This window comes from Brevundimonas aurifodinae (genome assembly GCF_040195595.1).
Classification (GTDB): domain Bacteria; phylum Pseudomonadota; class Alphaproteobacteria; order Caulobacterales; family Caulobacteraceae; genus Brevundimonas; species Brevundimonas aurifodinae.
On the sequence record NZ_JBEGDD010000001.1, the window covers coordinates 100949 to 114888 of the forward strand.

Genomic DNA, 13940 nt, shown 5'->3' on the forward strand with positions numbered 1-13940 from the left:
TCTGTCCAGGGAGAGTGCCCATGCTGGCCAGTATAGCGACGGTGGCCTTCGAGGGCGTGGAAGCGCGGCGCGTCGACGTGCAGGTTCAGCTGGTCGGCAACGACGGCCCGACCATCTTTTCGATCGTGGGCCTGCCGGACAAGGCGGTGGCCGAAAGCCGCGAGCGGGTGCGCGGGGCCTTCGCCGGGATCGGCCTGGCCCTGCCGCCCAAGCGGATCATCGCCAATCTGGCGCCCGCCGACCTGCCCAAGGAAGGCAGTCATTTCGACCTGCCGATCGCCCTGGCCCTGCTGGCGGCGCTGGGCGTGGTTCCGCCCGACGCCCTGAGCGGATGGGCGGCGCTGGGCGAGCTGGGGCTGGACGGGCGTATCCAGCCGGTCGGCGGAACCCTGCCGGCGGCGGTGGCGGCCTCGGCCATGGGGCTGGGACTGATCGTGCCGGAAGCCAACGGGTCCGAGGCCGCCTGGGCCGGAGAGGTCTCGATCCTGGCTCCCCGCTCGCTGATCGGGCTGATCAATCATTTCAAGGGCACCCAGGTCCTGCGCGGTCCCGAGCCGGGGCCCGTGCGGTCGGGCGTCGCCGTTCCCGACCTGCGCGAGGTCAAGGGCCAGGAAAGCGCCAAGCGGGCGCTGGAGGTGGCGGCCGCCGGTGGCCACAACCTTCTGTTCGTCGGCCCGCCGGGGTCGGGCAAGTCGATGATGGCCCAGCGCCTGCCCGGCCTGTTGCCGCCGCTGACGCCGCAGGAGCTGCTGGAAACCTCCATGATCTGGTCGGTCGCCGGTCTGATCGAACGCGGCGCCCTGACCCGGGACCGGCCGTTCCGCAGCCCCCATCATTCCGCCTCCATGGCGGCCCTGACCGGCGGAGGTCTTCGCGCCAAGCCGGGCGAGGCGTCGCTGGCGCACAACGGCGTGCTGTTCCTGGACGAACTGCCGGAGTATTCGGCCCAGGCGCTGGACAGCCTGCGCGCCCCGCTGGAGACCGGCGAGATCGTGGTGGCCCGCGCCAATGCCCATGTCCGTTATCCGGCCCGGTTCCAGCTGGTCGCGGCCATGAACCCCTGCCGCTGCGGGCTCGGTGGCGCGGGCAAGGGGGCGTGCGGCAAGGCGCCTCGCTGCCAGAGGGACTATCAGAACCGCATCTCGGGCCCGATGTTCGATCGCATCGATCTGACCGTGGAGACCCCGCCGGTGACGGCCGCCGACATGGCCCTGCCGTCCCCCGCCGAAGGCACGGCCGAGGCCGCCGCCCGCGTCGCCGTCGCCCGCGCCATGCAAGAGGAGCGGGTGCGCGAGGCGGGGCTCGATCCGCTCCAGGCCCTCAACGCCCGGGCGACTGGCGAAACCCTGGACCGGTTCGCCCGGCCCGACGAGGCGGGACGCGCCCTGCTGATGCGGGCGGGCGAGGCCGGGGGTCTGACGGCCCGGGGCTGGACCCGGACCCTGCGTCTGGCCCGCACCATCGCCGATCTGGAAGGGGCGACCGGCGTCCTGCGCCGTCATATCGCCGAGGCCCTGATCTATCGTCGGTCGACGGTCGGGGCCCAGGCCGATTTCGAACGCCAGGACGGCGGCCGGATGGGGGTTCCGGCGTGGTAGAGGCGGGGCCGGGTCTCGCTCGGGAAGGTTCTGGAAACCCTGTGACTTGAACCGTCCTTAAGCCCTGTTCGCCACGATGGCCGTGAACGGGGAGAAGCGCATGGCGCGGCGAACGGGCGGACCAGCGTCGAAGACGGCGATCGCGAAGGCGGCCATGGCCGGTTCGCCGAACGGTGAGGCCGTGGGGGCGGCCGATCCCTTCCTGCGGCTGATGAGCCACGAGATGCGCACCCCGTTGAACGGCGTGATCGGCATGCTGGGCCTGTTGACCCGCACGCGACTGGACGGGGCCCAGCGCGCCTATGCCGAGGCCGCCCAGCAATCGGCCGAGCATCTGCTGGGCCTGGTCAACGATCTGCTCGACTACGCCCGGCTGGAGGCCGGCAAGCTGGAATTCGATCTGGCGCCCGTGGACCTGGAGGGCCTGGTCCGGGGCGTGGCCGAGCTCATCAGTCCCCGGGCGCACGACAAGGGGCTGGAGATCGTCTGGTCGGTCGCGCCCGAGGCGATCGACGTCATGGCCGACGAGGGTCGTCTGCGGCAGGTGCTGTTCAATCTGGCGGGCAACGCCGTCAAGTTCACCGAGACCGGCGGCGTTCGCATCGCCGTGGAACGGGCCGGCGGCACGGATCGGAAGCCCGCACTGGCCTTCATCGTGGATGACACCGGGCCCGGCGTGCCGGCATCCGCCCGGAACCGGATTTTCGAGGAGTTCGGCCATGTCGATGCCTCGGACGCCACCCGGCACGATGGCGCGGGCCTGGGGCTGGCTGTCGTCCGGCGTCTGGCCGAGGCCATGGGCGGCAAGGTCACCGTCGCCGACCGTCCCGGCCAGGACGGGCGCGGCGGTTCGCGGTTCCGTTTTCAGGCCTCCTTCGCGGCGGCTCCGGACGTCGCCCCCCGGTCCCGGCCCCTGGAGGGGATGTTCGTGGCCGTCCGCTCGCCCGATCCCTTCGTCCTCGAGGCCGCTCGGGCCCAGGTCGCCGCGAGCGGGGGAAGGCCCACCGACGAGGTCGCGCCTGTCAGCCTGATCGACCATGCCGAAGCCGCAGGCGCGGGCCAGCCGATGGTCCTGGCTCCGTCGTCCGGCAGGGCGGTGATCCTGCTCAAGCCGTCCGAGCGCGACCTGATCGCGCGCTATCGCGGCGCCGGCTTCCACGGCTATCTGATCAAGCCCCTGCGCCGGGCGTCCCTGGTGGAGCGGGTTCTGGCGGCGGCCTCGGCGGGCGACCCGGTGCCGGCCGGCTGTCGCGCCGCCCCGCCGGAGGACGACCGCGTCCTGCCGGTGCGGTTCGCCGGGACCCGCGTCCTTCTGGCCGAGGACAATCCGGTCGGGGCGCTGCTGGCCAAGACCCTGTTGCGTCGCGAGGGCTGTGTCGTCGAGACCGCCGGAACGGGCGAGGAGGCGGTCCAGGCCCTGAAGCGCGCCCGCTATGACCTGGTCTTCATGGACATGCGGATGCCCGGGATGGATGGACCGGCCGCGACCCGGGCCATCCGCGCCACCGGCGACCGCACGCCCATCGTCGCCCTGACCGCTAATGCCTTCGAGGAGGACCGCAGGGCCTGCCTCGAGGCCGGGATGAACGATCACCTGGTCAAGCCCCTGGAGCTCGACGCGCTGCGAGCCTCGCTGGCCCGCTGGACGGCCGGAGACATCCGCGCCAAGGTCGCAGCCGCTTAAGGCCAGTCGGCATCAGACCGGCGGCCGCCGAGACATGAGGCCGTTCCGACGATGACCACCCCGACTTCCAGCGATCCGGCCACCGAGGTCGCCGCGACCGACCTGAAGCCCAAGGGCCTGGCCGTGCTGAAGGCGGCGTTCCGCGAGCGTCGGACCCTCGCCATGCTGCTGCTCGGCTTTTCGGCGGGTCTGCCGTTCGCCATGCTGATCGGCACCCTGAACGCCTGGCTGACCGAGGCCCAGGTGTCGATCGCGACTATCGGCATCCTCAGCTGGATCGGCCTGTTCGGGGCCTTCCGTTTCCTGTGGTCCCCGGTGGTCAGCTGGATCCCGCCGGTGATCGGCGCCCGCTTCGGCCGCCGACGCAGTTGGCTGCTATGCCTTCAGGTGGTCATTGCCATCTCGCTCGGCCTCGTCGCCCTGTCGCGACCCGAGAGCGGCGTGCTCGGTCCCCTAGCGCTGGGAGCCGCGCTGGGAGCCTTCGCTTTTGCGACCCAGGACATCGTGATCGACGCCTGGCGGATCGAGGTCGCCGATGAGCGCGTGCCCATCGATCTTCTGTCGACGATCTATCAGCTGGGTTATCGGACCGCCGCCCTCGCGGGCGGAGCCGGGGCCCTGCTGCTGGCCGAGGCGATGGGGTGGCCCGGCGTGTTCGCCACGGCGGGCCTGCTGATGGGGCTGGGCCTGATCGGCACCCTGATCGCGCCGGAGCCGACGCCGACCTCGCAGGCCTCGGTCGCGCGGGAGCGCCGCGGATCGCCGACACTGAGGCTGGCCGTGCTGGCGGCGACGCTGCTGGCCTGGGGCTGGGCGGCCTTCATGCTGATCCAGTTCATGGTCGAGGCCCTGACCGTGACGCCGGCACCGAGCGCGAGGGACTTCACCGCCACCTGGGGCCCGTGGATCGTGGCCGCGACCGTGATCCTGCCTGCCGCCCTCGCGGGCCTGATCGTCTGGAAGGGCCGGGCGGCGACGGCAGCCGAGGGCGCGGCGGCACCGAAGCTGGCCGACACTCTGTACGACGCCATCCTCGCCCCGCTGGTCGAGCTGATGGGACGGCTGGGCTGGGGCGCTGTGGTCGTGCTGTGCCTGATCCTGACCTATCGGATCACCGACGGGGTGTGGGGTCCGTTCGCCTTTCCGTTTTACATGGGCACCGAGGGCGGGGCGCTGGGGCATACGAATGCCGAGGTGGCGCTGGCGTCCAAGACGTTTGGCGTGGTCATGACCATCGTCGGCATCGCGCTCGGCGGCTGGGCGCTCCTGGCCATCGGCCGGATGTGGAGCCTGCTGCTCGGGGCGATCCTGACGTCGGCGACCAATCTGCTGTTCGTGGACCTGGCGCAGGGCGCGCCCAATGTCGGGGCCTTCATGTCGGCGACGGGCCTTTACGGTCTGTTCGGCGCTTTTCAGATCGGCGAGCCCCTGTCACGGCTGATGGTGGTGATCGCGGGCGAGAACGTCGCCGGCGGCTTCGCGGGCGCAGCCTTCGTCGCCTACCTGTCGGCCCTGTCGAACAAGACCTTCGGCGCGGTGCAGTTCGCGGTCTTCATCTCGCTGGCCCTGCTGATCGGCACCCTGGGGCGCGGGGCCCTGGGCGAGCTGGTCGAGGCCCAGGGCTATGCCCCGATGTTCATCATCGCGGCCTGGCTGGGCGTAGCGGCCATCGTCTTCGTCCTGATCGAATGGGTCCGGCTGGGACTGGAGGCGAGGAAGGCCCCCGCCGCCTGACCGGTCACACCGTCGGCGGCACCGCCGTCGCCGCCATCGATCGTTCGGCGGCGGGGCTGGGGTGGGGGGCGGCGGTCTCGTCCTCGGGTTCGAACTCGACGGTGACGCCCTCCTCGTAGGCGGCGAAGGTGGCGGCGGTGATGATCTCGGAGACCGAGGCGCCCAGGGACACGATCTGGACCGACCGCTCCAGCCCGACCAGAAGCGGCCCGATCACGGTCGCCCCGCCCAGAGCCTGGACCAGCTGCGTCGAGATGGCCGCCGAGTGCAGCGCGGGCATGACCAGGATGTTGGCCTCGCGACTGAGGCGCATGAAGGGGTAGTTGGCGCGCTGCTCGGGGGCCAGGGCCAGCTCTGGCGGCATCTCGCCCTCGTATTCGAAATCGACGCCCTTCTGGTCCAGGATGCGGATGGCCTCGCGCACCTTCTCGCCGCGCTCTCCGGGCGGATTGCCGAAGGTGGAGTAGCTGAGGAAGGCCACGCGCGGGGTGCGGCCCAGACGGCGCACGGTGGCGGCGGCCTGGATGGCGATGTCGGCCAGCTCCTCGGCCGAGGGCAGTTCGTGGATCGAGGTGTCGGCGATGAACAGGGTCCGGCCCTTGGCGAGCACGATCGACAGGCCGATCAGGCTGTCGCCCTTGACGTCCAGAACCCGGCGGACCTCTTTCAGCACCATGTTGAAGTTGCGGGTCGTGCCGGTGACCATGGCGTCGGCCTGGCCGCGCGCCACCATGGCGGCGGCGAAGTAGTTTCGGTCCTGGTTGATCATCCGCTGGACGTCGCGGCGCAGGTAACCGCGCCGCTGAAGCTTTTCGTACAGCCAGTCGGTGTAGGCCTCGTTCATGTCCGAGACCCGGGCATTGACGATCTGGATGCCCATCTCGTCGAAGTTCAGGCCCGCCTCGGCGGCGTTCCGGTGGATCAGCTCCTCGCGGCCGATCAGGATCGGCGTGCCCAGCTCGGCCTGTTTGAAGGCCCAGGCGGCGCGGATGACGGTCGATTCCTCGCCCTCGGCGAAGACCACGCGCTTGTTCGGCGCGGCGCGCACGGCCGAACTGATCTTCTGCATCAGGGCGGCGGAGGGATCGACCCGCTCGCGCAGGCGGGCGCGATAGGCGTCCATGTCGTCGATGCGGACCCGGGCGACGCCGGTGTCCATCGCCGCCTGGGCGACGAAGGGCGGGATGTACCAGATCAGGCGCGGATCGAAGGGCGTCGGGATGATGTAGTCGGGGCCGAACTTGAGCTTCCTGCCGCGATAGGCGACGGCGACCTCGTCGGGCACGTCCTCGCGGGCCAGCTGGGCGAGGGCGTGGGCGCAGGCGATCTTCATCTCGTGATTGACGCGGCGGGCCCGCACGTCGAGCGCGCCCCGGAAGATGTAGGGAAAGCCCAGGACGTTGTTGACCTGGTTGACGTAGTCGGACCGGCCCGTGGCGATGATGGCGTCGGAGCGGATCGACTTGACGTCCTCGGGCGTGATCTCCGGGTCGGGATTGGCCATGGCGAAGATGATCGGATTGGGGGCCATGGAGGCCACCATCTCCTTGGTGATCGCGCCCTTGGCCGAGAGGCCCAGCACCACGTCGGCCCCGACCATGGCCTCGGCCAGGGTGCGCAGCGGCGTGTCGGTGGCGTGAGCCGCCTTCCACTGGTCCATGCCCTCGGGACGACCCTTGTAGACCACGCCGTCGCGGTCGCAGATGACGGTGTTTTCGGGCCGCACGCCGACGGCCTTCATCAGGCCGATCGACGACAGTCCGGCGGCGCCGGCGCCCGCCAGCACGACCTTGATGTCTTCCAGCTTCTTGCCGGTGATGTGGCAGGCGTTGATCAGGCCGGCGGTCGAGATGATGGCCGTGCCGTGCTGGTCGTCGTGGAAGACGGGGATGTCCAGCAGGTCCTGAAGCTCCGACTCGATGACGAAGCATTCGGGGGACTTGATGTCCTCCAGATTGATGCCGCCCCAGGTGTCGCCGATGTTCTTGACCACGGTGATGAACTCGTCCGGGTCTGTGGTCTTGACCTCGACGTCGAAGCTGTCGACGTCGGCGAACCGTTTGAACAGGACGGCCTTGCCCTCCATCACCGGCTTGGACGCCATGTGGCCCAGGTTGCCCAGGCCCAGGATGGCTGTGCCGTTCGAGATCACGGCGACCAGATTGCCCTTGGAGGTGTAGTCATAGGCCCGGTCGGCGTCCTCGGCGATCGCCCGCACCGGCACGGCGACGCCGGGCGAATAGGCCAGCGACAGATCGCGCTGGGTCGCCATGGGCTTGATCGGGGCCATGGAGATCTTGCCCGGCAGGGGCAGGCGGTGGAAATCCAGCGCCTCCTGGTCGGAGAAGGTCTGTTTGTCGGTCTGGTCGGGCATGAAGGCTCTCGGCTGGCGGCCCGACCGTCGTAGCGGGGCGGGCCGGGAGGGACAACCGACCTCGACCTATTCCCGCATCGCCCGCATCGCGGCCAGGCGGCCGAAGGCGATGGTCAGGGCCTTGCGGCGGGCGGGGGCCAGGGGCGTCGCCGGGGCTTCGCGGATCACGGCGCCGCCGAAGCCGTCGGCGACGATCAGGCCGGGGTGGCCGGGCAGCAGGTCCTGCGGAAACTCCGGCCCCACGGCGAAGAAGAAGGCGTCGCAGAAGGGCAGATACTCGGGCCATTTGCGGTCGACGCGGTAATCCTCTGGCCCCGACTTGACTTCGACGATGACGATCTCGCCCTTGCGACCCAAGGCCATGACGTCGGCGCGACGGCCGTTCGGCAGGCCGACCTCCAAGAGGGGCGCATAGCCCATGTCCGCCAGCAGCCGCGCCGCCCCGCGCGTAACCGACAGCGTGGTCTCGGGACGGCTGAAGACCAGTTCGAGATGAACGGCGGCGGCGGGCATGACCCACTATGTTCCGCTTGTGTTCCGGGAGCAAGCGAGGTGGCCAATCGCGGCTCAAGCAGCGAGCGACCGCGTCGCGAGCGTTAGGCGCAGCCGGGGGTCTGGGGGCGCGGCCCCCAGGATGCGTGCCCCCAGGTTTATCGTCCGGTGTGGACGGCGTTGGTCGTGTTGAAGCCGAGGGCGCGGGCGCGGGCGAGGGTGGATGTCCGCACCGAGGCAGCCGGGCTCTGGCTGCGGTGCCAGACCCACCAGCTGGACTTGTCGGGCAGGCCCATGATGGCCCAGCTGTAGTCCGGGGCGTGATCCCACACCCAGTACTGCTGGGACGCCAGGCCGCCGAAGCTGAGCAGGCCCGCCAGGCTGAAGCGGAATTTGGCGTTGGTCGCGGTGTCGGTGACGCGGGCGTTGGCGCGCAGGGTCTCCACATCCCCGCTGGGCCGGCGGGTGCAGGTGACCAGGATGGCGTAGCGGCCGGGCGCGGACGGGTTGAAGTCGATCTGGGCGCGGCTGCAGTCGCGCTGCATGCCGTTGGGGTTGCGGGCGATCTCGAACCAGCGGCCGTCGAAGCGGTCGAGATCGACGGCGCTGGCCTGGGCCAGGGCTGGTCCGGCGGCTGCTGCGAACAGGGCCGTGGCGGTCGTGGCGGCGATCAGGTGGCGGATCATGCGGTCTCTCCCATGGTGGGGAGATACGGACCAAGGCGCGCCGCGGTTGCTCTCAGGCAGCCCGGCGAGCCCGCCAGGCCTCGCGGCTCTGGCCCCAGCGATCGACGGGGTGGTCCTGGAAGGGCGGCGGCAGGGTGGCGGGGCCGAGGTTGGTGGAGCCCAGCGCGATGGCCAGGTTCCGGGACGGAGTGTTGTCGGGGTCGATGCAGTGGATGACCTCGGTCCAGCCCAGGACGTCGAAGGCGTAGTCGATGCAGGCCACGGCGGCCTCCTTCGCATAGCCCTTGCCCATGGCGTCGGGATGCAGGCCCCAGCCGACCTCGGTGCCGGGCCAGCCCAGGGGCGTCCAGGGCCCGATCCGGCCCAGCCACAGGCCGGTGTCCCGCTCGATCAGGGAGAACATGGCCACGCCGGTCAGGGTCCAGGCGCCGGCCATGGCCATGAAGCCGCGCCAGGCGACCTCGGGGGCCTGGGGGCCACCGATGAAGCGCGAGGAGGGATGGGCCATCTGTTCGGCCCAGCGCGGGAAGTCCTCCATCGCCGTGGGGCGCAGCGTCAGTCGGGCGGTCTGGAGGACGGGTCCGGAAAGGAGGGGGCCGGGAGCGGTCAGAGGGGATACTCCCGTTCGAGGTCGTAGTGGCTGCCGGTGTCGGTCAGGACGCTGGAATAGAGGCCGAAGCGGTCGATGCGGATCGGCGGGCTGGCCAGCAGATTGTGGTTGGTTATCCAGGCCCCGACGCGGGCAGGGTCGGTCTGGGTCTTCAGATAGGCCAGGGTGACATGGGGCCGATAGGTCCGGGGCTCGGTGCGGATTCCGGCGCGTTCGGCGGCGGCGCGGCAGCGGCCGGCCAGCACGGTCAGTTTCTCGCTCGGCTCGACGCCCGCCCAGACGGCGTGGCTGCGGAACGCATCGCCGAAAGTGCCGACGCCCTTCAGCGCGATGTCGAGGGGGCCGCCGGGGATGCGCGACAGCTCGGCCGCCAGGTCGTCGGCGCGGCGTTCGTCGACCTCGCCGTAAAAGGCCAGGGTCAGGTGCAGCTGTTCGGCCGTTCGCCAGCGCGCGCCGGGCAGGCCCGACTGGCGCCGCGCCAGGGTCTCGGCGACGTCGAAGGGGATGGGGAGGGCGGTGAACAGCCGGAGCATGCGTCAGGTGGTAGCGGTCGGCCGCTTTCGGCGAAAGGGCGGGAACCCCTGCGGCGTCCATTCCCTTGCGTCAGAGACACGCCTGCACGATATTACATGTTACACGGACCGAAGGCCTTCGCCCCGGCCCCTTATGGAGATCACACTCGCGATGAGCGATTTCAGAAACGGTTTCTCGACCCCGGCGTCCGCCCCGGCCGATATGGCCGTGGACGCCGGACTGCGCAGCTTCATGCTGGGCGTCTACAACAAGCTGGCCCTCGGCCTCGCCGTCGCGGGCGCCCTGGCCTTCGTGACCGGCACCTACGAGCCCGTGCAGCAGCTTCTGTTCGCGCGGACCGCCGACGGCCGTCTGGGGCTGACGGTGCTGGGCATGGTGATCCAGTTCCTGCCGCTGGTGCTGCTGTTCGGCTCGATGTTCTTCATGAAGAACCCGACGGCGCGCGGCGTGAACATGCTCTACTGGGCCGTGGTCGCCTCGATCGGCGCGGGCATGGGCGTGCTGTTCCTGCGCTATACGGGCGGCAGCCTGGCCTCGACCTTCTTCGTGACGGCGGCGGCGTTCGGCGGCCTGTCGCTGGTCGGCTACACGACCAAGAAGGACCTGTCGGGCATGGGCAGCTTCCTGATCATGGGCGTGATCGGCCTGATCATCGCCTCGATCGTCAACATCTTCCTGCAGTCCGGGACCTTCTACCTGATCATCTCGGCGCTGGGCGTGCTGATCTTCTCGGGCCTGATCGCCTATGACACCCAGCGGCTGAAGATGACCTACTATGCCCTGGGCGGCGATCGCGCGGCGCTGGGCGTGGCGACCGGCTTCGGCGCGCTGAGCCTGTTCATCAACTTCGTGAACCTGTTCCAGTTCCTGCTGGCCTTCATGGGCGGCAACCGGGAATAGCGGCCTCAAGTCGCGAGCCTCCGCGAGGCGAGGATAGGCGACCAAGAACGGGCCTCAAGTCGCGAGCCTCCGCGAGGCGAGCGTAGGCCATGAGAAGGAAGGGCCTCGGCGGTGACGCCGGGGCCCTTTTTCTATTCGACGACCTGGAACCTGCGGCTGTCGAAGACGCGCAGGACCTGGGGCAGGTCGCGGCCGCGGCGCAGGACCTGGCCACCCTCGCCGATGACGGCCCACTGGCCCTGGCGGGTCTGTAGCGCCGGGCGCTTCTCGATGCGGTAGGCCGGGGCGTCGCCCGACCGGCGGAACACGGCGAACTCGGCGGCGTCCCGGCCCCCCAGGATGGCGTAGTCGCGCCACTCGCCCTGGGCCACCATGCGGCCGTAGACACGCAGGATCGGATCGAGCTCGCGCCGGTCGAAGAAGACCGAGGCGGACGCGCCGACAGGAGGCGAGGGATCGAGGCTCATCGCGGCCAGTCTAGGCGGCCGGGAAACAAACGCCAGCGCGCCCAGAAGCCACCGTGAACGGAAAATTCGCCACGACACGAAAAGGCCCCGTTTCGGTCCTTCGGCGAACAGATGTGGGCGCGAGATATCCAGTGTCGGCCTGACGGAGTTCGGAAGCGTCCCGGATCCTGAACAGCCCCCCCAGCCCCCCTGGATGAGTCCACGAAGGGCTCCGCCGGGCCGACGCTTCCTCCAAAGCGAGACGCCCGCCCTGCCTCCTCCCCCCCCTCCGGCACGGCGGGCGTTTTGCTGTCCGGGGGTCAGGTGACGGGCCGCCGCGCGGGATGCTAAGGGCCGCGCGCCCCTCCCTCTCCCCGCTTCGGAAGCCCGCCATGCCCGCCGCCCCCGACTTTCCGCCCGCCCCCGACGCCGTCCGTCCGGTCCGGGCGCTGATCTCCCTGTCCGACAAGGGGGGGCTTGAAGCGGCGGCGCGGGCCCTGCACGCGGCGGGGGTGGAGCTGATCTCGACCGGCGGCACGCGGGCGGCGATCGCGGGGTTCGGCCTGCCGGTGAAGGATGTGGCCGATCTGACCGGCTTTCCGGAGATGATGGACGGGCGGGTCAAGACCCTGCACCCGGTGGTCCACGGCGGCCTGCTGGGCGTGCGCGACGCCGGTGAGCACAGGGCGGCGATGGAGGCCCACGGGATCGGCCCCATCGATATCGTCTGGATCGACCTCTATCCGTTCGAGTCAACGATTGCGGGCGGTGGCGATTTCGCCAGCGCGGTCGAGAACATCGACATCGGCGGGCCGGCCATGATCCGCTCGGGGGCCAAGAACCATGGCTATGTCGCGGTGGCGGTCGACGCGGCCTCGATCGCGGAGATCGTGGCGGCGGTGAAGGCCGACGGGACGACCTCGCTGGCGCTGAGGAAGCGGCTGGCGGCGCGGGCCTTCGCGCGGACGGCGGCCTATGACGCGGCGGTGTCCGGCTGGTTCGCGGGCCAGGTCGAGGACGGGGCCCCGGCGCGGAAGTCGATGGCCGGTTCGCTGGCCCAGACGCTGCGATACGGCGAGAACCCGCACCAGACCGGGGCCTTCTATCGCACGGGAGAGGTTCGGCCCGGCGTGGCCCGCGCCGAGCAGGTCCAGGGCAAGGAGCTGGGCTACAACAACATCGCCGATGCCGACGCGGCCTATGAGCTGGTCGCCGAGTTCGAGGCCCCGGCCTGCGTCATCGTCAAGCACGCCAATCCGTGCGGGGTGGCCGTGGGTCGCGATCTGGCCGACGCCTATCAACGCGCGCTCGAGGGCGACGCCGTCTCGGCCTTTGGCGGGGTGATCGCCGTCAACCGTGGACTCACCGGCGCCGACGCCCGGGCCATCACCGACATCTTCACCGAGGTGGTCATCGCGCCGGGTGCGGATGAGGAGGCGCGCGCCGCCTTCGCCGCCAAGAAGAACCTGCGCCTGCTGCTGACCGACGGCCTGCCTGATCCGCTGGCGGCCGGAGAGGTGTTCCGCTCGGTGGCGGGGGGCTTCCTGGTGCAGTCCCGCGACGTCAGCCGCATCGCCCCCGCCGACCTGAAGATCGTCACGCGGCGCCAGCCGACGCCGCAGGAGGTCGAGGACATGCTGTTCGCCCTCACCGTGGCCAAGCACGTCAAGTCCAACGCCATCGTCTATGCCAAGGACGGCCAGACCGCCGGCATCGGCGCGGGCCAGATGAACCGGCGCGACAGTGCGCGCATCGCTGCCATCCGGGCGCGCGAGGCGGGCGAGGCCAAGGGGCTGGCGCACTCGCTGGCCCAGGGTTCCGCCTGCGCGTCCGAGGCCTTCTTCCCCTTCGCGGACGGCCTGATCGAGGCGGCGCAGGCGGGGGCGACGGCGATCATCCAGCCGGGCGGATCGATCCGGGACGACGAGGTGATCGCGGCGGCGGACGAGCTGAACCTGGCGATGGCGTTCACCGGCGTGCGGGTATTCCGCCACTGATCGCATAGACCGACAGCGTCCCCGTCCGTTCGACCTCCACGGGACCGGTCATGAGGACGTGGCCGGTGGTTTCGTCCCAGTCGATGTCGAGCTCGCCGCCGTCGACGACGACGGTGGCCCGGCGGCCGGTCAGGCCCCGGCGGTGCGCCGCGACCAGGGCGGCGCAGGCCCCCGTTCCACACGCTTTCGTCAGGCCCGCGCCGCGTTCCCAGACCCGCAGCCGGATGCGGTCGGGTGCCAGCACATGGGCGAAGCCGACGTTGACGCCCTCCGGGAACAGGGGGTGATGCTCGATCAGGGAGCCGGAGCCGGTGACGAAGGCGTCGTCCAGCCGGTCGGTGAAGAAGACGACGTGCGGATTGCCCATCGAGACCGCCCCGGGGGTGTGGATCAGCGGCGCGTCGATCGGGCCGATCTGAAGCTCGATGCCGCGGGTGTCCATTTCTTCGGACAGGGGGATCTGGGTCCAGTCGAGACGGGGCGGGCCCATGTCGACGGTGATGCGATCGGGACCGGCGCGGCGGGCCACGGTGGGGCCGCCCAGGGTGTCGATGACGACGCTGTCGGTGCCTGAGGCCTCCATCAGCATCCAGCCGATGCAGCGAAGGGCGTTGCCGCAGGTCTGGACCGCCCCGCCGTCGGCGTTCCAGACGCGCATGAAGGCGTCGGCGGTCGGCTGTTCCGGCCGCGACGGTTCGATGGCGATCAGCTGGTCGAATCCCTGGCCTGTGCGGCGGTCCGACAGGGCGCGGACCTGTTCCGCATCGGGGGCGAAGGGGCGCGACAGGGCGTCGACCACGACGAAGTCGTTGCCGCAGCCATTCATCTTGACGAAGGGACGCCCGCTCATGCGCGGCATATAGGGCCGGGCGGTTCCGAAGGCGA

Annotated in this window: 11 protein-coding genes and 1 pseudogene; 5 read left to right on the forward strand and 7 right to left on the reverse strand. The window is 70.4% G+C overall.

The genetic code is table 11. The features are described 5' to 3' along the window. The first annotated feature begins 20 nt into the window (after positions 1 to 20). From ABN401_RS00555 to ABN401_RS00565, 3 genes are all read left to right on the forward strand, one after another. On the forward strand, positions 21 to 1598 hold the full coding sequence (locus ABN401_RS00555; protein ID WP_349682866.1) for a YifB family Mg chelatase-like AAA ATPase: 1578 nt from the start codon (positions 21 to 23) through the stop codon (positions 1596 to 1598). A 154-nt stretch (positions 1599 to 1752) separates the two neighbouring features. Then, positions 1753 to 3282, forward strand: coding sequence for a response regulator (locus ABN401_RS00560; protein ID WP_349682867.1), 1530 nt, complete (start codon positions 1753 to 1755; stop codon positions 3280 to 3282). Positions 3283 to 3333: 51 nt separating this feature from the next. Beyond that, the gene (locus tag ABN401_RS00565; RefSeq protein WP_349682868.1) at positions 3334 to 5016 is read left to right on the forward strand and encodes an AmpG family muropeptide MFS transporter; all 1683 of its coding nucleotides are present in this window, start codon (positions 3334 to 3336) and stop codon (positions 5014 to 5016) included. Positions 5017 to 5020: 4 nt separating this feature from the next. On the opposite strand, the gene ABN401_RS00570 is transcribed toward ABN401_RS00565, so the two are convergent. From ABN401_RS00570 to thpR, 5 genes and pseudogenes are all read right to left on the reverse strand, one after another. Next, the gene (locus tag ABN401_RS00570; RefSeq protein WP_349682869.1) at positions 5021 to 7390 is read right to left on the reverse strand and encodes an NADP-dependent malic enzyme; all 2370 of its coding nucleotides are present in this window, start codon (positions 7388 to 7390) and stop codon (positions 5021 to 5023) included. Between the two features lie 46 nt (positions 7391 to 7436). Further along, positions 7437 to 7903 (reverse strand): annotated as a pseudogene (locus ABN401_RS00575) (MmcB family DNA repair protein); the annotation flags it as partial. Between the two features lie 137 nt (positions 7904 to 8040). Next, on the reverse strand, positions 8041 to 8568 hold the full coding sequence (locus ABN401_RS00580; protein ID WP_349682870.1) for a lipocalin family protein: 528 nt from the start codon (positions 8566 to 8568) through the stop codon (positions 8041 to 8043). Positions 8569 to 8620: 52 nt separating this feature from the next. Then, on the reverse strand, positions 8621 to 9178 hold the full coding sequence (locus ABN401_RS00585; RefSeq protein WP_349683241.1) for a GNAT family N-acetyltransferase: 558 nt from the start codon (positions 9176 to 9178) through the stop codon (positions 8621 to 8623). Beyond that, positions 9175 to 9711 (reverse strand): RNA 2',3'-cyclic phosphodiesterase, encoded by a 537-nt coding sequence (thpR, locus tag ABN401_RS00590; RefSeq protein ID WP_349682871.1) that lies wholly within the window; start codon positions 9709 to 9711, stop codon positions 9175 to 9177. Before thpR ends, ABN401_RS00585 begins: the two co-directional genes overlap by 4 nt. Positions 9712 to 9862: 151 nt before the next feature. On the opposite strand from thpR, the gene ABN401_RS00595 reads away from it, so the two are divergent. Next, positions 9863 to 10612, forward strand: a complete 750-nt coding sequence (locus tag ABN401_RS00595) for a Bax inhibitor-1/YccA family protein (RefSeq protein ID WP_349682872.1) — start codon at positions 9863 to 9865, stop codon at positions 10610 to 10612. Between the two features lie 131 nt (positions 10613 to 10743). Here the strand turns inward: ABN401_RS00595 and ABN401_RS00600 are convergent, their stop codons facing one another. Beyond that, positions 10744 to 11079, reverse strand: a complete 336-nt coding sequence (locus tag ABN401_RS00600) for a DUF2794 domain-containing protein (RefSeq protein ID WP_349682873.1) — start codon at positions 11077 to 11079, stop codon at positions 10744 to 10746. 371 nt (positions 11080 to 11450) lie between these two features. Here ABN401_RS00600 and purH point away from each other — a divergent pair, with 371 nt between their 5' ends. Continuing rightward, positions 11451 to 13055: a bifunctional phosphoribosylaminoimidazolecarboxamide formyltransferase/IMP cyclohydrolase gene (gene purH / locus ABN401_RS00605; RefSeq protein WP_349682874.1), complete on the forward strand. Its 1605-nt coding sequence runs from the start codon at positions 11451 to 11453 to the stop codon at positions 13053 to 13055. Here purH and dapF read toward each other — a convergent pair. After that, the gene (gene dapF / locus ABN401_RS00610) at positions 13027 to 13905 is read right to left on the reverse strand and encodes a diaminopimelate epimerase (protein WP_432763506.1); all 879 of its coding nucleotides are present in this window, start codon (positions 13903 to 13905) and stop codon (positions 13027 to 13029) included. The two genes, purH and dapF, sit on opposite strands and share 29 nt — an antisense overlap. Between the last annotated feature and the right edge of the window lie 35 nt (positions 13906 to 13940).